Consider the following 20,137-nt stretch of genomic DNA (forward strand, 5'->3'; position numbering starts at 1 on the left):
AGAATTATCAAAAGAGGTTTTAATTTTTAAAGCCTCTTTTTCTTTTTTCTGTAAGGTTAAAGCATTATAAAGTCCGATTAAGGCGAAACCGTTTTTTGGGAGTGTTTGTAAATCTTGTCTGTAGATTTTTCTGCTTCGGCATATTTTCCTGCTTTAAGCAAAACAACACCTAAATAATGTCTCACGGAGAAAAACCAATCAGGAGGATCGTTATAATTTAACTGGTCTTCAATTGCTATTGCTTTTTTTAAAAATACGATTGCTTTGTCTAAGTTATTTTTTTTCGCTTCAACTCCAGCTTGAACTTCTAGTTCTTCCAAGTAAAGTGTGCCATGATTTTGCCACAAAACTTAGAATAGTAATTTGTAACTTTTTTTAATTATAAAATTCTATTTTATTCTAACCCTAACGAGACAATTCTCGAACCATTTTGTCGACGACTTAAAAAAAATATGATTTTATATTGATTCCTAGTTCAAATTACATACTACTTACTTATAATATTGAAATAGCATGCTTATTTGTTTTTTTTTGCAGGAAAGTAACAGGCACAAAATAACGCAATACAAAAATAACGAAAAGAGCTAAAATGTTGGTAATTAACATTGTAGATCTTTTTTTATTGAATTGTTTTTTGCAATATTTGGTACTTTTTTGCTAAAATTTGTACCTTATTTGTACCTCGAATCCAGAAGTCGTAGCAAAAAATAATTATGTGAGGATATAACGGCGACCAAATTTTATTCTATAAAACATACTATGTAGTATGTTTTTGAGTATATTTGCATAATATTTACAGAAGCAGATGTATCAGTTATTCACATTTTATCACAACTTTATGCGTTGGCTCGTATTAGCAAGCCTGATATTAGCAATTTACAAAGCATACAAAATATATTTTTTTAAATCTATATCTATTAAAATTGACGATGCTGTTATACATTGGACAGTTGCTATAGCTTATATACAATTAATCCTTGGAATAATATTGTATTTTCAAAGCCACCCCATATATAGTTGCGTATTAGCAGTAATTATGCTAATATCACTTTTAGTGGTATATGTTGGATACCGCAGTTATCGTTTGTGATGATTGCCGATGGACTTGATAAAAAAATTGCAAATGGTGCAATAATATTAGATGTCAGAACAACTGGTGAGTATGCGACAGGTCACATTAATGGCTCCATCAACATTCCATTAGGGGCTATAAGGGAGAGATACAACGAACTTTATTCAAAAAAAACTTATATAACGAATTGTTCTCATGGCCTAAGAAGTGTAAAAGTAGAAGATCTTTTAAAGGAGCTAGGTTTTAAAAACATATATAATGGTGGCGCTTGGACTGACCTAGAAAAGATTATAAACGAGCAAAAAAAATAAAATATGATTTTTGTATTCAAAACAAATGTATTTGACGATTTAGCTGCAATGGAGCTTAAACCTTTACTTGACATGCAGTTACCTAATTCTATTTGGAATTTTGACCTAGAAGACTGTGACAAAATTTTACGTATTGATAGTCAGATAGAAATTGCAGAAAAGACAATAAATTTACTTCAAAACATCGGCTACCACTGTGAAGAACTTACATAATAAAAAATTAGTAAAAAATAGTTGTTAAAAGCGACAACTATTTTTCATCTTGTCCATCCATTTTTCACGTTAGACTAATACGCAGTGCATCAAGGAATTTAGTTCGGGTAGTTTTTCTGCTACGAGTTCTAAGTAGGTATGATAAAAGTCCCCTAAATCAATATTAAATATATTTTCAAATGTTTTTTGCAAATTCCGGTTATATTGATCACCCCATTCCGTTTTAAAGTGATCACCTGATTCCAGTTCAAAATGACCACCTAATTCGGAGCAAAATGACCACCTCCGTTTTGATTAAAAACCATATTTTTTCATCTGTTAATTAGTATTCAAATATAATAAAATATCACTCTTTGTTTACTCCTCTTTTCTTTCTCATCGATTCTCCATGTAATTCAAGCCTGTGAGATTGGTGTATAAGACTGTCTAATATTGCATCGGCATCGGTTTTTCTCCAATTTTGTCATACCAGCCTTGGACTGGGATTTGTGATGTCAAGATTATATAGCCGTTATTATGCCTGTCCTCTATGATCTCTAAAAGAGTAATTCGATTATGGCTGTCAAGTGCCTGGAGTCCAAATCATCAAGTATTTCTAATTCATATAACTCTTCTTCTATTTTACTAGAATTTCATTATAAAATTTTTCCATTGACATACTTTAAAATATAGTAACAATATTATAATAAGCATTTCGAAAGTTATTCTTTTAATCTTATTGGAAAAACAAATACTTTATTGATTATCTCTGAATAGTGAATCCCATTTTAACGGCAATTTCAGTTGATTTGATAGTTTCTGTACATGTGAGTTTAAAATAGTTCTAAAGTAAACTTCAAAACTATTTTAATTGTTCTGTTTGGAGACAACTTCTACTCACATTTTTTTTTTTTTTTAATATCCAAATTACATAAAAGATATGTTGGAATATTATTTGATTTTGCTGGTCTACAAAATATTTTTCCTACAGTTATTAATCTGTATTTAAGTTCCGAAGTATCTTATGATCTATGTAGAAAGTTCCAAAAGGAATGATACATGCTAAAAGGACTTTCCAAGTTGTGTCTATGAATTTCCATTTTTTTTCTACACCTACACTTAAAGCATTGATAATAAAGAGTAGAAATAGTGCTCCGTGAATTGGTCCCATAGCTTTTACTAATGAAGGATCTTCAAAATAATGCTTTAGCGGAACGGCGATAAAAATAAGTATAAGTAGAGAAATACCTTCTAAAAAGGCAATGAGCCTCAAACGCCCGACTGTTGTAGTAAAATACTTTGTCATAATTAAAATGTTCTTAAATAGGGTCTGTTTGATAAGGGTGAAAAGGGCCAGGGAATGGCGATAAAAATGATTATCAAGGCAACAGTAAACCAAATCAGCATAGTTTTGAATTTTTCTCGGTCAGTTGATTTTCTTTTTGCCATTGCTGAACCAATGGTTAAGAAAACGATAGATATCAACATTAATGTAATATGTATTATTCCAAAAAAAATCATGTCAAAATCTTTTACCGATGTATCTGAATTTGACCAAAAGGCTTTTGCGATTGGGCTTTTTGTGTAAAGTATTATTCCAATTATTAATTGGATGTGTGCGACTGTTGCCGTCCAATGTCGTAAAGAATCATCGGTTTTAGTAAACGTCTTATTTTTCATAAAGCCAATGAACGCTCTATAAATGGAATAAAGAATAAAGATCAATACCAGCCAGCGGGTAAATGAATGTAACAATAATAGAGAAGTTTGCATTTTATGCTGTTATTGATTTTTGTTTTTTGAATAGGTCAAAAATGGAAGGTGCTCCAAAGAAAAACCATAGCGCTAAAATTGGATCACATACAGCGCACCCGGCCGAAGAAGACGGTTCAAGGTAAACAATAGGATTGCCATATAAATGATGAAGGATATCCCAACAACTGTGAAGTAGCCATCCAATTCCGATAAAATAGTAATTCTTCAACCCTTTAAAAGCAACGATTAACATAATCGTACCAAATATGAATTCCCAAATTCCCAAACCACCACTCCAATAGACAGCACCTGCACCTGCAATTAGAAGAGCATTTATTTTTTGCCTATGTGGTTCTTTAACGAATGACATTGTTGATATGAAGATAATGGCGATTGCAACAGCAGCAAGAGCAGTTGTAAATGTAAACTCGGGAACAATATGAGTAAGTGTGTTCATTTTTTTAATTTTTTTTAATTTCAAGTACAAAGATAAAACAAAAACATACTAATTAGTATGTTTTTTGGTAAAAAAATTATTTTAAATTATTTAAATAATTTTTAAGTTCTTTTAAATAAGGTAGATAGATCTTTTTGCTATTTTCAAGTCTTCCGAAATTTCGTATGCCCCAGTATCCTGACAAGATGAGCAATGTCACTTGCTGTGAATTTACATCTTTTCTAATATGCCCATTTTCTTTTCCTTTGTCGAGGATTACGATCATTGCCTTTGTCCATTGTTGAGTTAATGCATCCAAAGCTATTCTAAACTCTTCATTCCAGGGAGTCATTTCGTGTGTAAAATTAGCAGCAGGACAACCATATTCAACCTTTAAAAAATCATCTTCAATCAAAAGATAATGCATAAGATTATAAATTATGTTGACTGGATTGGATTCATTTTGAAAAGGCTCAATAAAATTTTTTGTAAGTTTTGGTATTAAAATTTCGTTGATGATAGCAAGTCCCATTTCATCTTTTGTTTTAAAATGATAATAGAATGCTCCTTTTGTAACCTGCGTGGTAGCAATAATCTCATCAACACTGGTAGTCTGATATCCTTTAGCATATATTAATTCAAAGGCCTTTAATAAAATCGTCAATCGTGTAGCTTCTGCCTTTTTCATATTTATAAAAGATACTAATTAGTATTTTGTAAAATAACAAAAAATAGTACTTGTCAGCAAAAAAAATAATTATCTTTTTGACATAGTGTTAAACTAGTAATTTTAGAGCGTCTCTAGATTGCAGCGACAGATTTAATTTTTAAATAAAAAGACAGCGCTCACTTGAATGCTGTCTATTCCTTGACTGATCATATTTTAATTTCAGAAACTTTATACGTTTTACCGTCTCCAACTTTCTTCACTGTCACAGTTAAAATTTCAGTATTTTGTACTGTTCTGTCATACACAACTATTGCTGATTTTTTTTCAAAATCAACTATAGCTTTTTCTACTCCATCAAGATTAGATAATTCCTTTTCAATCGTTTTTGCACATCCTATCGCACAGGTCATTCCCTCGATTTTAAAACTTGCAGTTTGTATATTTTCAACATCAATTTGCCTGTCCTTTTTAGAAACGTTTTTTTCGAAAGTGGTGACAGTCGGTCTTTCGCTTTCTTCTTTTTTACAGCTTAATAGTACTAGGCCTGATAATGCAATTAATTTTGTTAGATTCATGTGATAGTTATTTAAAGTTATGTTTATTTTTTTAGAAAGTAAATTAAAGTTCGTCTGATAAGGGAGATACAATACTTCCGCTTAACTAGAGGTTATTGTTAATAAGGTCTCATCACGACTGTAGATAATAATGCCGCGCAGGCTTACATACAACTACATAGGCATTGTCCACCTACTAATTTCTTTATGTTTCGTAACATCTATAATTAACCCAAGACCTACTGCAATCCAGACAGAAGGAGCTATAGCTATCGCCAAACAATATGAATCAATAAAATAAAATCCCATATCCATGTTACTTTATTTTTAGTGTTTTGTAAGATTTCTGATATAGTCCATAATCATATTTATTCCTTCTTCATGATTTATTGTAGTTCCTATTTTCGGCATGTGCATTTCTCCAGAAATTGTCAATCGTGTAGGTATATTGCCTTGCTTCAGTCTGATTCCTGTCTCATTAAAAGGTAATTCATAACGCAAATCAAGTTGTGTATATGAAGCCAAACCGGCGGGATTATGACAGTGCGCACAGTTAATATCAAGATATGCCCGTGCTCTTTTAGACAATGGCTGAGATTCATCTTTATAGTTAGCTATTGTCTTTATAGATTTTGTATCCAGTATTTCTAATTTGCCTTTATGGTTGAGGTATTCTATTTGATTTAAAAGCTGCTTGTCTCGACTAACAGCTAGATTAATATTTCTTAGTTTTGGGCCGATTGGCATCAACTGTCCTTCTTGGGGGTGACATGAAATGCAATCTTGCGATGATGGGATTCTATATTTTATCTGCCTATTTTTACCTTTCTCATCCACAAACGAAATAGGAACCATTGCACCGTTGGTAGACAAATAAGCTTCATCTTGCGAAGCATTCCATTTGTATGTTGCAGCATTCCATATAGCTTTATCTTTTAATAGAAGCCTCGTTTCCACTATATACCTACTTGTAGATTTACCCAAAATTCTTTTCGAATAATAAAATGATTTGGCGATTATAGTACCGTCAGGAAAATCTGGAAGACCGGAACCATTTCCTTTCATCTTTTTCCCTCTAGGCAATACTATTATTCGCTGCTTTTCCGCATAATCGGTAAATAGTTGAGATGCCAGTTCTATTATTTCTGCTTGGTCACAAGGTTTTAAATCGGAAATTTTACCTTGGAATAAACCATAATGTGAAAGTTTTTGATTAAACAGCACTGTATCTTCATTCTTTGAGATTAAATCTCCATTACGTATCAGAAAATAAAGACAGCCGACCAAAATGATGATAACTGCTACTAGAACGGATTTCTTCATAGATTTTTTAAGTACTATCAAATATTATTTTATCGCATATTATACAGATGCATGATAGTAGAAGACTAAAGCCTCAGGCATACAATGGTTTAAATATTACAAATTATATTATATTTTTCCTCGTCTTCCGCCATCTTTAATCCGGAACATAATTTGACGGTGTAAAGATAATAAAAAAACATACTAATTAGTATGTTTCTTTTAATAATAAATTTCAATAATATATATAAGTTCTATGAATATTGTTTTTTATTGTCCTCTATTCGGATTCTCTGTAGTTAACGGCTCATCCAAACTCCAGCTACCATTAAAGCGATATAAACTAAAGCAGTGGTTAAGACCTAAAAAAATGTAGCCGTGTTCACTGAGAGTTTAAATAATGGCCACATAAGAAAGAAAAGAGTAAAACCAATTCCCCAAGGCATATAAATTTTATTCCAGGTTATGTTTTCGTCTTTAACTCCCTTTGTACCCAAACAACTCAATGCTAACAATATTAAAGCGAATACTTTGGTATATAACGTATGCCAAAACAGTCCGGCGGTACGATGGAAATTTCCTAATATTTTATTGATTATTTCCAATGTCCAGCCATTCTCTTGAAAAACCGTAGCAGAACCAATATAGGTGCATCAATATTATAATGATACTTAGTGCTCTCATTAAAGCCATAATCTTGGCAAGTCCTCTTAAATCGTCTTCTCCCTGCATTAGTTTAATTTTAATGTTTGTGCGTGAATTTAATGATTCAAAACAAAATCTGTGAAATTTCGCAGATGATGGCCGTGCTTGGCAGTATTTGTCACTGTATTAATGTAATTCTAACTTATTGATATAAATAATATTACCATCGAAATGTGGAGTTATAATTCCTCGATTCGGCTACAAATGTTCTTGATTTGGCTACATGACCTGTTTAAGTAATGCGGATCTTTGAACATAAAATTTAAATAAATTAAAATTATGCAGACAAATGGAAATAAAGTAGCAGTAGTTTCAGGTGCTAATACAGGTGTAGGTTTTCAAATAGCTAAAGCGCTATCCAACAATGGATATATAGTTTATATAGGCTCTCGCGATCTTCAAAAAGGACAAGCTGCTGCTGCAGAAATTGGCGATATTTCAAAAGCAATTCAGCTGGATATTACAGATTCAGATTCTATTAATGTAGCAGTAAAAAGAATTAAAGGTGAATTTGGATATCTTACATTGTTGGTAAATAACGCCGCCATCTCACACGCCGGTATTTCAGGACGAACAATGGAAGAAGTATTAGGAGTGCAACGTGCGAGTGCAAATATTTTAACAATATAGTTGAGCAGAATCATCGATTTATTAAATGGCGAATACAAAATAGCTTGGGTTTCAAAAGTTTTGAATCTGCCAAATGAACCTTGGGTGGAATGGAAGTGGTACATATATTGAGAAAGAATCAGATGCTTAAGCCCGGAACAAGCATGTTTAATTGTTTTGTAAATTGGCTGCATAAATTTGGGACCGTTGATTTCTTTCGAATTTATACGACAGATGCAACAGAATCCACCTAAATTTCGAGTACGGAATTTAAACTGATTTTAAGTTACGAAACTATATTTGGATGCTAGGGGACTATTTATTACAATAAGTCTCGCGCCATGGTAAGACGATTTTCTTCGGAGGTAAATTCATCAATTTCATTTAATAAGATAATGATCTTTAAGTAGTGAATATCTTTCGCCGTGGTGAAGTTGCCAATAATTATTAGGGTAAGAACAGAACAACATGAATAATCACATGCCTCCAAAATGATGATACCACTATTTAAGATCATTGGTATCAAATTTTTCTCTGGACCTCAATAGGGATCAGTAGTTTGTAATATAAAGGATTGATCCCAAGAGTTCATTCGACAGTCCGATGCACACTGAAAAATGATTGTGAGGCGAAGTGGTATGGAGATTAAAATGTGTCAGTCTATTTTACTATTAAGGAAAATCGAAAAATTTAATAAAAGCCATAAAAGACTAAATTTTACGGAAAACCGTAAAGGATTGTAAGTATATTAAATTATTTTCGCTGATAATTATGCTCAATGTTAAATATCCAACTGCTAAAGTTTTTCGCCGTTAATTTTTATCTGTGTCTATTAAATCAAAAATTAAATAATTTGTTATGAAGAAATCATATATTCAAATTTTTCTTTTCCTTACAATAAGTTCCTATTCCCAAATTAACTCACCCAATGGAAATAATATTTTTTCTTATAATGGAATGGCTGAAGTGACTTTTAGGTTTGCAGGTCGAGGAGCAGGAGGAAGAGCTTTTGTCCATTCACCATCGAATGTTTTATCATTAAATCATGAAGAAGATTTTAGTGGTGGAACTTTAATAGGTAATACTGTATATTTTAAAGATAATGGCACTTCCTTTATTTCAACTGGAAATTTTGGAATAGGTTTAACTAATCCAGATACTAGATTACACGTAAATGGAGCACTCACTTTGGGCAGCGGAAGCGTAAATGCAAATACGACAAAAATATTTCTTAAAAATCCAGCTGGAAATACCTGGGCAATTAGTTCGGGGGCTAATATGATTACAGAATCAAGCTTTTCAATCTACAATTGGTCTGTCAATCAATCTACTCCTGCCTTTACGATATCTGCTAATGAAAGTATTAGTATTGGAACATGGGAAGAAGGATATCAAAGCAAATTGTACGTTAAGGAAACTGGAAGTTCAGACAATATTTGGCGTGGAAGAATTGTCGCAACAGGTGATAAAAATGCAATTGTGATGGGAGAATATGGTGGTAAGTCCTGGTTTGGGGCACATAATTCACAATTAAACGCGTGGAGCGATTTGATTATTCAGGGTGGTGGTGGGAATGTTGGTATTGGGACAAGCACTCCATTAAATAAGTTAGATGTGAATGGAACAGTTCATTCCAAAGAAGTGAAGGTTGACATTTTTGGCTGGCCTGATTTTGTTTTTAAAGAAGAGTACATTCTACCTAAATTAGAAGAGGTTGAAAAACATATAGCCGAAACAGGTCATTTAGAAAACATTCCGAGTGAAGAAGAAGTATTGAAAAAAGGAATTAATTTGGGAGAAATGAATGCCAAGCTTCTGCAGAAAATTGAAGAATTGACTTTATATATAATTGAAATGAAAAAGGAAAATACAGACTTGAAAAAAAGAATGGAGAAAATTGAAAAAGAAATAAGATAATGAAAAAGATTTTTTTAATCTCTGCTGTTTTTGCTATAAATATGGGGTATGCTCAGAATATTTTTGAATCGTCTTCAGGAAATGTAGGTATTGGAACAAATCAGCCAGGTGCTAAACTAGAAGTTTTTAACAATGCTAAAATGGGGCACCTAATATTGTCAGCAAATGATAGCCCTAATGCTGACTTAACTCGTATAGATATTGATTTTAATGTCGCTAATCAATATCATACAGTAGGCAGAATTTCGTCATATTATTTAGATTCTGCAAATGGTGGTTCAGGTGGGTTAAAATTTTTCACTAGAGAAAACAGTGTTTTAAATGAAAAAATGAATATTAGCCATAATGGGGATGTCGGCATTGGAATTTCTCCGTCTGCAAAATTGGATGTTTATGGAACAATTAAAAGTTACGAGCCACTAGCTCTAGGGAATACAATCAATTCTTTTCAATTAATAAATGAAAGAGGTGGAAACGTGGGGGAAAATACTATTATCAATAGATTATGGACTTTTAGAGATGGAACTCTAAACAATTGGTACAATTCTAGGCTCCACGATGGTATTTCTATAGATAATTCTTTTAAAACGCCAAATGTCGATACAAAAACATGGTGGGAGAGAGATCCTTTAGATAATATTCAATCATGGGGAACTGATGCTCAAACCTATTTGACTATTAATAAAGGTAATATAGGCATTGGCACTATTAATCCAAAAAACAAATTAGACGTAAACGGAACCATCCATTCTAAAGAAGTAAAAGTTGATATGGACTGGAGCTGGCCAGATTTTGTTTTCAAAAAAGAATACAAGTTGCCAACACTTCAGGAAGTTGAGAAACACATCAAAGAAAAAGGGCATTTGGAAAATATCCCAAGTGAAAAAGAGGTTCTAGAGAATGGAATTAATTTGGGAGAGATAAATGCTAAGCTTCTTCAGAAAATAGAGGAACTGACTTTGTATTTAATCAATAAGGATAAGCAGATTAATTATCTATTAAATGAAAATACCTTGATAAAGAAAAACAATGATGATCTGAATAAATCATTATTAGAACGTGTAGAAAAATTGGAAGCAAACATCACTAACCTTTTATGAGAATTTTAAACAAATTATTTTTTTATTTATTGATAACAAGTAATTCTTTACTTCTTGGGCAAACAAACTTTGAGCAGGGAATTAAATTGGGAAATGGTACAGACTTGAATTTTCAAGCATATTCCTTTAGGCAAGATGATGCTGGCGATATTATTTTTTCAAAGTATAATAATCAAGAGATGGCACGAATAAGATCTGAATACAATCCAGCTAACGATGCCGCATCAATTGTTTTTTCAACGACATCAGCAATTAAAGATACGTTTATTTTTTCTTCATTGGGAAATTTAGGAATTGGGACGGGGAATCCCTTAGCCAAGTTAGAGGTCAATAATGGAAGTATTTTGGTTAGAAACTCTTCAAATGTTGATAATGAGTCAACAATTATGATTGCACACTCAATAAATATCGCAAATATAGACACATTTGGTACATCAATAAAAACAATTACTCAAAGTGGAGGAAACAATACATATGGGATGCAGTTTTTTACTCAAGAATCCTATTTAACAGGACAGACAGAGAAACTAAGAATTTTAGGGAATGGAAATGTAGGTATTGGCATTCTTAATCCAAAGAACAAACTTGATGTCAAAGGAACCATGCATGCGCAAGAAGTAAAAGTAGATATGATTGGCTGGTCCGATTTTGTTTTCAAAAAGGATCATAAACTGCCAACACTTGAAGAAATTGAAAAGCATATTGCTGAGAAAGGACATTTGGAAAACATTCCAAGCGAAGAAGAAGTTTTGAAAAACGGCATTAATCTGGGAGAAATGAATGTAAAACTTTTACAGAAGATTGAAGAGTTGACTTTATATATGATCGAACAGCAAAAGATAAACAAAAAGCAAAGTGACGAAATTGATACTCTTAAAAAAGAAAATCGAGCTATAAAATCGATGCAAGAAAGGATCTCAGGATTAGAGAATCAATTGAATAATTAATTATATCATCGTAAAAATTAAACAAAAAATGAAACAAAGAATACTTTATTTATTCCTTTTATTTTCTAATGCACTATGTTTTTCGCAAGATTTGACTAGTAACGCTTTAAATGATGACCGCGGAGATGTCATTTTCAGCAATATCGGGATAGGCACCAATCAGCTAACGTCTCCATTGACGGTCGGAGAGTTCCATGGGATTAAATTGTCTGTAGGAGGTACAGGATGGGCAAGTAAAAATATACTTTACACCAGCTGGACATCAGGAATTGGCGATTTCACTGAATTAAATGTTGTTGGCAAAAATCTGAATAGCGCTTTTATAAGGCTAATAGAAAATGGAAATGTAGGCATTGGTACGCTAAGTCCAAAGTCTAAACTGGAGGTTGCGGGGCAGATTAATAGTTTCAATGCGGCATTTGGCCAGTCGGATATAGAAACAAGTACTAAAAACTATGCAAATTTCAGCACTAATAATCATGGAAGTGTTCTAATATCATCGAATCTTTATTTTTCTAATAATGAAGATTTAAAAACTGCAAATACACATCCGTCTCTGTCTGGAGGAGCAATAATGTTGCCTGGAAATGGCCGACCTAATCAAGGAAAGATTCTTTTCTACACCTCTAATCCTGCTCCAGTGACAGAGAATCAGATTTTTTCAGGAGCCATCGCGATGGAGATATCTGGAGATGGAAATGTAGGGATTGGAAAATCTAACCCAACCAACAAATTAGATGTCAAAGGAACGATACATTCACAAGAAGTAAAAGTGGATATGAACTGGAGCTGGCCAGATTTTGTTTTCAAAAAGGATTATGCTCTTCCTACACTTGGAGAAGTAGAAAGACATATCACAGAGAAAGGGCATTTAGAAAATATTCCAAGTGAAGAAGAAGTTTTAAAAAACGGAATCAATTTGGGAGAAATGAATTCCAAGCTTTTGCAGAAAATTGAAGAACTGACACTATATATGATTGAACAGGAAAAGAGAACTGAAAACCTAAAAATGATTATTTCAGAACAAAACAAGCGTTTAGATAAACTTGAAAATAAACAATGAAAAAACTAATTACACTTTTGTTATTTGGGTTCTGCGCTTTCTCGAATGCCCAGCAGAAAATCACTTTCAGCTATGATTCTGCTGGAAACCAGATTGTGCGGAGTCTATGCCTTTCAGGCTGCAATCCGACAGGGAAATCTGCAGAAGAAGTTAAAGAGATTGAAGCGGTTACTGATGATGATCTGCTTAAATTCTCAAAAGAAGATGTCATTTCCTATTACCCCAATCCGGTAAAAGAGCAGCTTTATATAAAATGGGAGCTTATAAACGACAATAAGGTTTCTTCCATTGTAGTTTATGGAATATCAGGCCAAGTGCTGCAGAGTCTCTCCAGAACAGAAAACATAGACAATCAGATTATTTCCTTTGGGGAATATTCCAGAGGGGTTTATTTGGTAGTCCTTAATTATAAAGACGGAGACCAGAAAACCATTAAAATCATCAAGCAATAAATTTAATTATGAAGCAACTATATTATTTCATTTTTTTTTTATTTTCAGTTTATTCCTTTTCGCAGAATTTTGCCGATACTAAAGGGGAACTTCAGATTTCATCATCAGGGTCAGCTGTCTATACGCTTCCTATAGCTGTGCCGCCAAGTATTAAAAATGTAGCTCCTGCAATAAATTTAGTTTACAGCAGTGGGGTAAGAGGAGGTATTGCAGGACAGGGATGGAGCATCAATAGTATTTCGACAATAAGCCGTATCGCAACAAGACGCGATATAGACGGATTTGTGGATGGGGTTGATTTTGATGATAACGATAAACTTGCACTTGACGGTCAGCGTCTTTTGATCAAAACCGGCACCTATTGGGCATCAGGATCTACTTACGAAACAGAATATAAAAGCAATACCCGGATAGAGATGAAAGTGGAAGGTAGTACGATGTATTTTGTAGTTACGGCTCCCGACGGATCAAGAAGATGGTATGGTTCAAAAGGATCGGGAAGCCTGCAGAATTCGGTTTCGCTGAACTCCTGGTATATTGTCCATTACGAGGATACCTATGGAAACTTTGTGGATTATAATTATAAAACCGTTTCCTATAACAGCACCAGTCAGTTGTATATCGATACCATTACATTCAGTGGTAACACCGTAGCCGGAATTGCCGCGCAGAACAAGATTGCATTTACTTACAGGGATGCCAAGCGTATCGAAAGGGATTATCTCAAAGGCCAGGCTGTTTATGCAACCCAGATATTGGACAATATAAAGGTTTATGCTAATAATAATTTATTTAGAACTTATCAGCTCCAGCATGATACCGATTCAGGATTAGGCTATGAAAGGGTGAAAAGTATTCAGGAAATAAACGGGCAGATGGAAGTCTCCAATCCGGTTACCTTTAGCTATGCACCAAGTCCAGCAAATCAGGAAAGAACAGAGAAGACTTATACCAATAATCTTGCTTTTGATAAAACGGATCTGGCAGGTGATTTTGATGGCGATGGAAGGCTTGATTTTGTTTCAGATAATAAAATGTTCACCAAACTCTTTGAAGGTACCTCCGGTAATGCTCCTATAAATTTCCCCTATAACATTCCTTACAGTCTGATTTTTTCGGCAACCTTACTTAAAAATTATAGTAAAATTAATCAATATCAGTCCGTTGTTGTTCCGGTAGGTTCAAATACCAATATTCAATTTAATACTTTTGAACTTTCTGGCAACACATTGACCAGTGCAGCCATTAAAAGTGTCCCTATGAACAATAAAATTCATATAGACCCTTCCTACATGGACGAAGACGAAAGTTATGTGCCGACAATTCCCTTTCCGGAGTCGGAGAGAAGAAATGTTTATCTATCAGGTGATTTTAATGGTGATGGTATCTCTGAAGTGCTAGTTATGTCAAAAGACCAGAAGTATACCTGGACAGATTACATAAATTCGAGTGGTTATTCAGAAGGGTTTTATTGGAAGCTTAATGAAAATGACAATTTTAGGGAAGCAAGGTTAATTGACCTGAGCACGAATGCTTCAACTTCCGATAATTCAAAAGGCAATATGGTCCTAACGGGAGATGCCGCCTACATGTTTGCAAAAGGACAAAGGTTTATTGCTGATATGAATGGGGACGGTAAATCAGATATTCTGTATATAAGTCCGAGTGGTAATTATTCTGTTTTAGAATTGCAGGCTCTCAATGCTGCACCTTGGTACAACATGGTAAGAATTGGATATGGTAATTTTACTAATTATAATGATACTAAGCAGATCTTGTTAGGGGATTTTAATGGTGATACTAAAACCGATGTGATGTTCGCAAGCGGCTCTGGCGGATCAGGGCAAACGGGATGGGATATTTATTATAGCAATCCAAATTCGGCAGGAGGAAGTTTTTTTGTTAAAGAATCTCATAATATAGTTGAATATCGTCCCGACAGTACCAAGGAACCTGTTCCCTACACTACCCAGGCACATTTTAGCAATTATTATGCTATAGATATTAATAAAGATGGCAAGTCAGATCTGGTACGCGTCTGGAGAAAATACTTTAAAGACGACTGGACCATCAACAATCACGATACAGAATGGCAGGTAACAGGCTTTATTAATAACATTGGCAAGGTAGGATCAGCGGGATTTAGTGCTGGATATGATTCCGGAGTACTGTTTTCTAATTCTCCTGATATTCCTATCCCGATTACCTCCAATTACAGATATAATGGTGGTGATACTGATTTAGTTGTGGTAAGAGGACATTATAATAAAATTGAATATTACCAGTTCAATAAAAATGTCAACACGGAAAATAGATTGGTTATTGTTACAGAATCTGGCGGAAATATCAAACAAACCATAGATTATAAGCCGATGGAAGCCGCTGGTGGAGGTCTGGGAGCACCTTCTACTGATTTTTATTCTTCAGAAAATGCGGTTAATTACCCTGATATTGAAATTACGCGAAATTCAGATAATTATCTGGTTTCCAAGCTGACTGCTACCATTAACGGGATTTCTAAGTTTCAGGATTTCAGATACTTTGGATTTGTATCTAATTTTAATTACGGGACGGTTGGCTTTAAAAAGACGACACGAAGCAGCTGGTACCTGTCTGATTCTGATAAAAAGATATGGACAACTCAGTATAACATTCCCTATTTGAGAGGAGCTAATGTTTTTACATGGACCAGTACATCGAAATCCACTGTATTTGATAATGTGCCAGGGGAACTGCTTAGTACAAAAAGCAATTTCTTTAATACATTTAAATATTCGGAAGGAGATGAAGTCAATACAATTACTATTGATGATGAACTCAATATCACCGATGATGTGACATCTGGCCAGACATTTAGGGCAGGCAGCTTGATTATGGCGTCATCCATTGTTGGAGATAATTTAGCGGTCAGTTATAATGCCCCTACGATTATTTTACAGCCTGGTTTTATAGCAAGTGCCAGTACAGGAAATGCTAAATTTACAGCATCACCGACAGTGGCAGCTGCTCCAAATGCAGGAGCACCGGATTCCAATAAAAGTACTTTTAATGTACTTTTGGCCGGACAAAGAGTGGAAGATCATGTTAGCGGAGTAAGGACAGAGACTGTTTATTCTTATGATGGTGGTTCGGAAGGTGGTAATTATTATGGATTGGAGGTAAGGGCCACTACAAACCATTATGTGGGTTCTACGTTCCAGGGAAGTACTATCATTGATACTGAGTATGAAAATAATCCATTGGGAGCAGGAGCGTCCTATTATATAGGAAGACCCAAAAAAGTGGTTTCAACAGCTCGAAATACTGCTTCTGGCGATACCAGGAATGCAGAGGAAGTTTTTACTTATTCCGGTTTTAATTTAAGTAAAACAGAGAAAAAGGGAAATAATACCTACGCCATTGTCGAAGATATGACATATGATGCGTTAGGAAATCTTTTGACTAAGACCATAACTGCTCCGAGTGCGTCTCCTGTTCCTGCTCCACGAACAATTATAGATCAGTACGATTCAACCAAACGTTTTGTTATCAAAAAAACGGATCATCGGGGATTTATTAGTAACTTTACATATAATGATCTGGGACAGGTGACGCAGTCATCAGATTATTTAGGGGTAGTGAGTGATTTTGTTTATGACAATTGGGGAAAATTAACGAGTTCCACAGTGACAGGTTCATCGCTGATTCCGATTACATCTGCAAATGCATACCTAAAGCTGAGTACCGGAGGTTACACTATAACTACTACAAACAATTTAGATGCTAAGACAGTAATAGAATATGATGTTCTGGGAAGAATTGTTAAAAACTCTGCTAAAGGTTTCGCTGTCAATTCCATGGTGAGCAGGCAAACTGTCTATGACGGGCTGGGTAGGAAGGAAAAAGAAAGCGAACCTTACTTTTCTTCACCAAGCCTCTGGAACAGTTATGAATATGATTTTTTAATGAGACCCACTAAGATTACTGCCTCGACAGGGAAGATACAGACTTTTTCTTACGCCGGGGTGACCACTACAGGTAATGACGATGGAAAAATTACCACTTCAACAGTTGATGCTTTTGGTAATAAAGTTCAAAGCACTGATTCGGGAGGTGCAATTAATTTTATCTATTTTGCCAACGGTCAGCTAAAAGAGTCTGATTATCAAGGCAACAAAGTTGATGTTGTTATTGACGGATGGGGGAATAAAATAAAACTAACCGATCCAACTGCGGGAGTGTATTCCTACAGTTATAATGCGTTCGGGCAGCTGCTAACAGAATCCACACCAAACGGTACAACTGCGTTTGTGTATGATGCTTCAGGAAAAACAACCGAAAAAACAATTTCCGGAACAAATACAAATAGTAAGACAACTTATGCTTACAATGCATTAAACCAAATTACGGCATCGACCTTCATGGATAATACCGAAGGTAAAACCATCACTACTATGTATGAATACGATAGCCTGAAAAGACTATATAAAACTACAGAGAGTTGTGCTTATGCAGTTTTTGTCAATCAACTGTCATTTGACATTTTAGGAAGGTTGGATAAAAAAACAACTTCTGCCACTGCAGAGGGTAAAACAAGCTCAAAAACTATCAAAAACATCTACCAGAATGGTTTTCCATGGCAGATTCTTGATGATGCCACCCAGCAGGTTTTATGGCAGACCAATTCGTTAAATGAAAGGATTCAGGTGACAGGAGCGACATTCGGAAACGGAATTGTGTTGACCAATATCTACGACCAATACGGTTATATCAAGCAGGTTAAACATGATAAGACCAGTCCAACGGCTGTAAATATAATGACACTTGACACTGATTTTGAGATTAAGAGAGGCAATCTGAATAGTCGAACGAACAGTCTTTTTAGTAGAAACGAAACATTTAAGTATGATAGTCTGGATCGCCTCACAGAATATACTAACGTAGCAGGCATACAGGAAACCCAGGCGTATGATGACAGGGGAAGAATCACACAAAATAGTGTGGGGACTTACCAATATGATGGCTCCAAAACCTATCAGAACAAAGCTATAACACCCACGCCTGAAGCATTAAGTTATTATATAGCAAGGGCAAACCAGACAATAAGTTATAATGTGTTCAAAAGCCCTGTAGAGATTGAAGAAACAGGAGTAGATAAAATCAGTTTCGCTTACAATGACTCAAATGAAAGAAGTTCGATTTTTTACGGAAGTCTGGATAGTGACAAACTTTTAAGGCCAATGCGTAAACATTTTTCAGCAGATGGAAGTATGGAGATTAAGCATAATGTTACTGCCGGAACAGTTGAATTTATTACTTATATCGGTGGTGACGCTTACAGTGCGCCTGTCGTGTTAAAAAGCAATGGAGTAACGCAAAATTATTTATATTTACACCGAGATTATCAAGGGACTATTGTGGCTATTAGTGATCAGGGAGGCACTGTAGTGGAGAAACGACTGTTTGATGCCTGGGGAGCTATTATTAAGGTTCAGGATGGCGCTGGGAATGTCCTTACAGGATTAATGCTATTAGACCGTGGTTATACAGGCCACGAACATCTACAGAGTGTCGGGATTATCCATATGAATGGGCGTCTATATGATCCTAAATTGCATAGATTCCTGCAGCCAGATAATTATGTACAGGAGCCTTTCAATACTCAGAATTATAATAAGTATGCTTACGTTCTTAACAACCCATTAAAGTATACTGATCCAAGTGGTGAATCTTATGAGTTTGCTATTGCAGTGGGTATTGGAGCGGCTATAGCAGCACTGACTTATACTATCACAGCATTAGTTGCCGATGTTCCTTTCAGTGTCGGGGGATTAGTAAAAGCTACGTTTATCGGTGCGGCCAGTTCTGCAGTAACCTTTGGTATCGGAAGTGCTGCGACGAGTATGTTTTCTAATTTTTACTCCCAGGCGGCATTTAGTGCTGCTGCTCATGGTACATTTCAAGGGGGAATGACCGCAATATCGGGAGGGAAATTTTGGAGTGGTTTCGCAGCTGGGGCATTAAGCAGTATTGCATCTAGTGCCTGGAACGGAGGTGCTACAACAGAAACCAGTTTTCAATCAAACGCTAACCTTACAGAAGGTCACTTTGTTACACAAACTTTTTCCCATCAGGGAATAGGGGGGGCAGTTGGTGCAAATAATGCAATAGGAATGATTGCCTTTGGTACTATTTCAGGAGGTGCTGGAGCAGCTTTGACAGGAGGGAATTTTTGGAGGGGAGCCGTTACAGGTTTATTTGTCAGTGGCTTAAATCATAGTTTTCATACTGGGGACAATCAGAAAGATCCTTACACGACAAAAAGTTCGATTAAAATGTCTCATAAAGAGTTCCTAAATTTTGTTCATCGAAATTTAGAATTTAATGATAGTTGGTCAGGTTATATGGATACAGCTTCAGACTGGCTGGGATCAGTAGGAGTTGCAGACTTTGTGAAAGATATGTGGAAATTGGAGTTTAAACCAACACCATTGATGTTCGTGGGACAAGTCGCTAAATTTGCTGCGGATGATTTATCAGAGGGGTCTAAAACATTGATTAAAATTCAGCGTAATTATTTAGAATTACATAAAAATAATCCTTCACACATGAAAGGTATCCGATTAGAAGAGACACGAATTTCGATTCCAGCATTTGGAGGCGGGGGAGCAGGTACTAGCTTTTATAAAATATATGATAATTATTCAGGAAAACTTATAGGAAATGGAACGTGGTAAAATAAAATCATCTTTAGTAATCCTACTTACAAGCGTAATAGGTCTTTTGATTGTGAGATCTTATTTCAGATTCTCTAATTCTGGGAATTTTAGAAAATATGAGGTGTTTAATGATTATATTTATTATTATATAATTTTTATTTTGCCTGCATTATTATTTCTCGCATTTAAAAAAGGAAATGCTAAGTATATATCTATTGTTAGCTGGTTTCTGTCATTTATAAACCTGATACTTTTATCTGTATACATCCATCTGAATGTGTGACAACGGATCGAAAGAGAACCAGTTCGAGTTTTTCGAGCCTATGTTTTGTAAGTTCACAACTGTTGATTATT

General features: G+C 34.8%; 17 protein-coding genes and 2 pseudogenes. 10 read left to right on the forward strand and 9 right to left on the reverse strand.

The features are described from left to right. Positions 1 to 77: 77 nt before the first annotated feature. A complete protein-coding gene (locus tag ABEB31_RS20850; protein WP_347053595.1) occupies positions 78 to 320 on the reverse strand; it encodes a tetratricopeptide repeat protein in 243 nt (80 codons plus the stop codon). Between the two features lie 697 nt (positions 321 to 1,017). On the opposite strand from ABEB31_RS20850, the gene ABEB31_RS20855 reads away from it, so the two are divergent. Both ABEB31_RS20855 and ABEB31_RS20860 read left to right on the forward strand, forming a co-directional pair. Continuing rightward, on the forward strand, positions 1,018 to 1,383 hold the full coding sequence (locus ABEB31_RS20855) for a rhodanese-like domain-containing protein (protein WP_347053596.1): 366 nt from the start codon (positions 1,018 to 1,020) through the stop codon (positions 1,381 to 1,383). Between the two features lie 3 nt (positions 1,384 to 1,386). After that, positions 1,387 to 1,596, forward strand: coding sequence for a hypothetical protein (locus tag ABEB31_RS20860; protein ID WP_347053597.1), 210 nt, complete (start codon positions 1,387 to 1,389; stop codon positions 1,594 to 1,596). 346 nt (positions 1,597 to 1,942) lie between these two features. Here ABEB31_RS20860 and ABEB31_RS20865 read toward each other — a convergent pair whose 3' ends face one another. The 3 genes and pseudogenes from ABEB31_RS20865 to ABEB31_RS20875 form a co-directional block, all read right to left on the reverse strand. Next, positions 1,943 to 2,029, reverse strand: a complete 87-nt coding sequence (locus ABEB31_RS20865; protein WP_347053635.1) for a hypothetical protein — start codon at positions 2,027 to 2,029, stop codon at positions 1,943 to 1,945. Beyond that, positions 2,023 to 2,163 (reverse strand): annotated as a pseudogene (locus ABEB31_RS20870) (hypothetical protein); the annotation flags it as partial. The gene ABEB31_RS20865 and the pseudogene ABEB31_RS20870, both read right to left, overlap by 7 nt. Before the next feature lie 406 nt (positions 2,164 to 2,569). Next, the gene (locus tag ABEB31_RS20875; protein ID WP_347053598.1) at positions 2,570 to 2,881 is read right to left on the reverse strand and encodes a DUF3817 domain-containing protein; all 312 of its coding nucleotides are present in this window, start codon (positions 2,879 to 2,881) and stop codon (positions 2,570 to 2,572) included. 54 nt (positions 2,882 to 2,935) lie between these two features. On the opposite strand from ABEB31_RS20875, the gene ABEB31_RS20880 reads away from it, so the two are divergent. Continuing rightward, positions 2,936 to 3,163 carry a hypothetical protein gene (locus ABEB31_RS20880; protein ID WP_347053599.1) on the forward strand — a complete coding sequence of 76 codons (228 nt, stop codon included), beginning with the start codon at positions 2,936 to 2,938 and terminating at the stop codon, positions 3,161 to 3,163. 186 nt (positions 3,164 to 3,349) lie between these two features. On the opposite strand, the gene ABEB31_RS20885 is transcribed toward ABEB31_RS20880, so the two are convergent. The 5 genes and pseudogenes from ABEB31_RS20885 to ABEB31_RS20905 form a co-directional block, all read right to left on the reverse strand. After that, complete coding sequence (locus tag ABEB31_RS20885; RefSeq protein WP_347053600.1) at positions 3,350 to 3,787, reverse strand: DUF6010 family protein; 438 nt, start codon at positions 3,785 to 3,787, stop codon at positions 3,350 to 3,352. A 76-nt stretch (positions 3,788 to 3,863) separates the two neighbouring features. Continuing rightward, complete coding sequence (locus tag ABEB31_RS20890; RefSeq protein WP_347053601.1) at positions 3,864 to 4,454, reverse strand: TetR/AcrR family transcriptional regulator; 591 nt, start codon at positions 4,452 to 4,454, stop codon at positions 3,864 to 3,866. Positions 4,455 to 4,642: 188 nt separating this feature from the next. Then, a complete protein-coding gene (locus ABEB31_RS20895; protein ID WP_347053602.1) occupies positions 4,643 to 5,011 on the reverse strand; it encodes a heavy-metal-associated domain-containing protein in 369 nt (122 codons plus the stop codon). Positions 5,012 to 5,317: 306 nt separating this feature from the next. Next, a complete protein-coding gene (locus ABEB31_RS20900) occupies positions 5,318 to 6,313 on the reverse strand; it encodes a hypothetical protein (RefSeq protein WP_347053603.1) in 996 nt (331 codons plus the stop codon). A gap of 281 nt (positions 6,314 to 6,594) precedes the next feature. Next, a pseudogene (locus ABEB31_RS20905) lies at positions 6,595 to 7,024 on the reverse strand (YWFCY domain-containing protein); the annotation flags it as partial. 252 nt (positions 7,025 to 7,276) lie between these two features. Between ABEB31_RS20905 and ABEB31_RS20910 the strand changes: the two are divergent. The 7 genes from ABEB31_RS20910 to ABEB31_RS20940 all read left to right on the forward strand — a co-directional run bounded on the left by ABEB31_RS20910 (position 7,277) and on the right by ABEB31_RS20940 (position 19,801). Next, positions 7,277 to 7,627 (forward strand): SDR family NAD(P)-dependent oxidoreductase, encoded by a 351-nt coding sequence (locus ABEB31_RS20910; RefSeq protein ID WP_347053604.1) that lies wholly within the window; start codon positions 7,277 to 7,279, stop codon positions 7,625 to 7,627. An 837-nt stretch (positions 7,628 to 8,464) separates the two neighbouring features. After that, entirely contained in the window at positions 8,465 to 9,523 is a 1,059-nt protein-coding gene (locus ABEB31_RS20915) for a hypothetical protein (RefSeq protein ID WP_347053605.1), read from the forward strand. Beyond that, complete coding sequence (locus ABEB31_RS20920; protein ID WP_347053606.1) at positions 9,523 to 10,623, forward strand: hypothetical protein; 1,101 nt, start codon at positions 9,523 to 9,525, stop codon at positions 10,621 to 10,623. The genes ABEB31_RS20915 and ABEB31_RS20920 overlap by 1 nt, the downstream gene beginning before the upstream one ends. Beyond that, positions 10,620 to 11,570 (forward strand): hypothetical protein, encoded by a 951-nt coding sequence (locus ABEB31_RS20925; RefSeq protein ID WP_347053607.1) that lies wholly within the window; start codon positions 10,620 to 10,622, stop codon positions 11,568 to 11,570. Before ABEB31_RS20920 ends, ABEB31_RS20925 begins: the two co-directional genes overlap by 4 nt. 28 nt (positions 11,571 to 11,598) lie before the next feature. Then, positions 11,599 to 12,633: a hypothetical protein gene (locus tag ABEB31_RS20930; protein ID WP_347053608.1), complete on the forward strand. Its 1,035-nt coding sequence runs from the start codon at positions 11,599 to 11,601 to the stop codon at positions 12,631 to 12,633. Then, the gene (locus ABEB31_RS20935) at positions 12,630 to 13,085 is read left to right on the forward strand and encodes a T9SS type A sorting domain-containing protein (RefSeq protein ID WP_347053609.1); all 456 of its coding nucleotides are present in this window, start codon (positions 12,630 to 12,632) and stop codon (positions 13,083 to 13,085) included. The genes ABEB31_RS20930 and ABEB31_RS20935 overlap by 4 nt, the downstream gene beginning before the upstream one ends. A gap of 8 nt (positions 13,086 to 13,093) precedes the next feature. After that, entirely contained in the window at positions 13,094 to 19,801 is a 6,708-nt protein-coding gene (locus ABEB31_RS20940; RefSeq protein ID WP_347053610.1) for an RHS repeat-associated core domain-containing protein, read from the forward strand. Positions 19,802 to 20,137 lie beyond the last annotated feature (336 nt).

The sequence above is a fragment of the Flavobacterium olei genome (assembly GCF_039749035.1).
Taxonomy (GTDB): domain Bacteria; phylum Bacteroidota; class Bacteroidia; order Flavobacteriales; family Flavobacteriaceae; genus Flavobacterium; species Flavobacterium olei.

What these genes read in the sequence shown, in the direction of transcription:
- ABEB31_RS20860 (WP_347053597.1), top strand. Translation starts at nt 1,387, where the DNA reads ATGATTTTTGTATTCAAAACAAATGTATTTGACGATTTAGCTGCAATG.
- ABEB31_RS20875 (WP_347053598.1), bottom strand. Translation starts at nt 2,881, where the DNA reads ATGACAAAGTATTTTACTACAACAGTCGGGCGTTTGAGGCTCATTGCC.
- ABEB31_RS20880 (WP_347053599.1), top strand. Translation starts at nt 2,936, where the DNA reads ATGGCGATAAAAATGATTATCAAGGCAACAGTAAACCAAATCAGCATA.
- ABEB31_RS20885 (WP_347053600.1), bottom strand. Translation starts at nt 3,787, where the DNA reads ATGAACACACTTACTCATATTGTTCCCGAGTTTACATTTACAACTGCT.
- ABEB31_RS20890 (WP_347053601.1), bottom strand. Translation starts at nt 4,454, where the DNA reads ATGAAAAAGGCAGAAGCTACACGATTGACGATTTTATTAAAGGCCTTT.
- ABEB31_RS20895 (WP_347053602.1), bottom strand. Translation starts at nt 5,011, where the DNA reads ATGAATCTAACAAAATTAATTGCATTATCAGGCCTAGTACTATTAAGC.
- ABEB31_RS20900 (WP_347053603.1), bottom strand. Translation starts at nt 6,313, where the DNA reads ATGAAGAAATCCGTTCTAGTAGCAGTTATCATCATTTTGGTCGGCTGT.
- ABEB31_RS20910 (WP_347053604.1), top strand. Translation starts at nt 7,277, where the DNA reads ATGCAGACAAATGGAAATAAAGTAGCAGTAGTTTCAGGTGCTAATACA.
- ABEB31_RS20915 (WP_347053605.1), top strand. Translation starts at nt 8,465, where the DNA reads ATGAAGAAATCATATATTCAAATTTTTCTTTTCCTTACAATAAGTTCC.
- ABEB31_RS20920 (WP_347053606.1), top strand. Translation starts at nt 9,523, where the DNA reads ATGAAAAAGATTTTTTTAATCTCTGCTGTTTTTGCTATAAATATGGGG.
- ABEB31_RS20925 (WP_347053607.1), top strand. Translation starts at nt 10,620, where the DNA reads ATGAGAATTTTAAACAAATTATTTTTTTATTTATTGATAACAAGTAAT.
- ABEB31_RS20930 (WP_347053608.1), top strand. Translation starts at nt 11,599, where the DNA reads ATGAAACAAAGAATACTTTATTTATTCCTTTTATTTTCTAATGCACTA.
- ABEB31_RS20935 (WP_347053609.1), top strand. Translation starts at nt 12,630, where the DNA reads ATGAAAAAACTAATTACACTTTTGTTATTTGGGTTCTGCGCTTTCTCG.
- ABEB31_RS20940 (WP_347053610.1), top strand. Translation starts at nt 13,094, where the DNA reads ATGAAGCAACTATATTATTTCATTTTTTTTTTATTTTCAGTTTATTCC.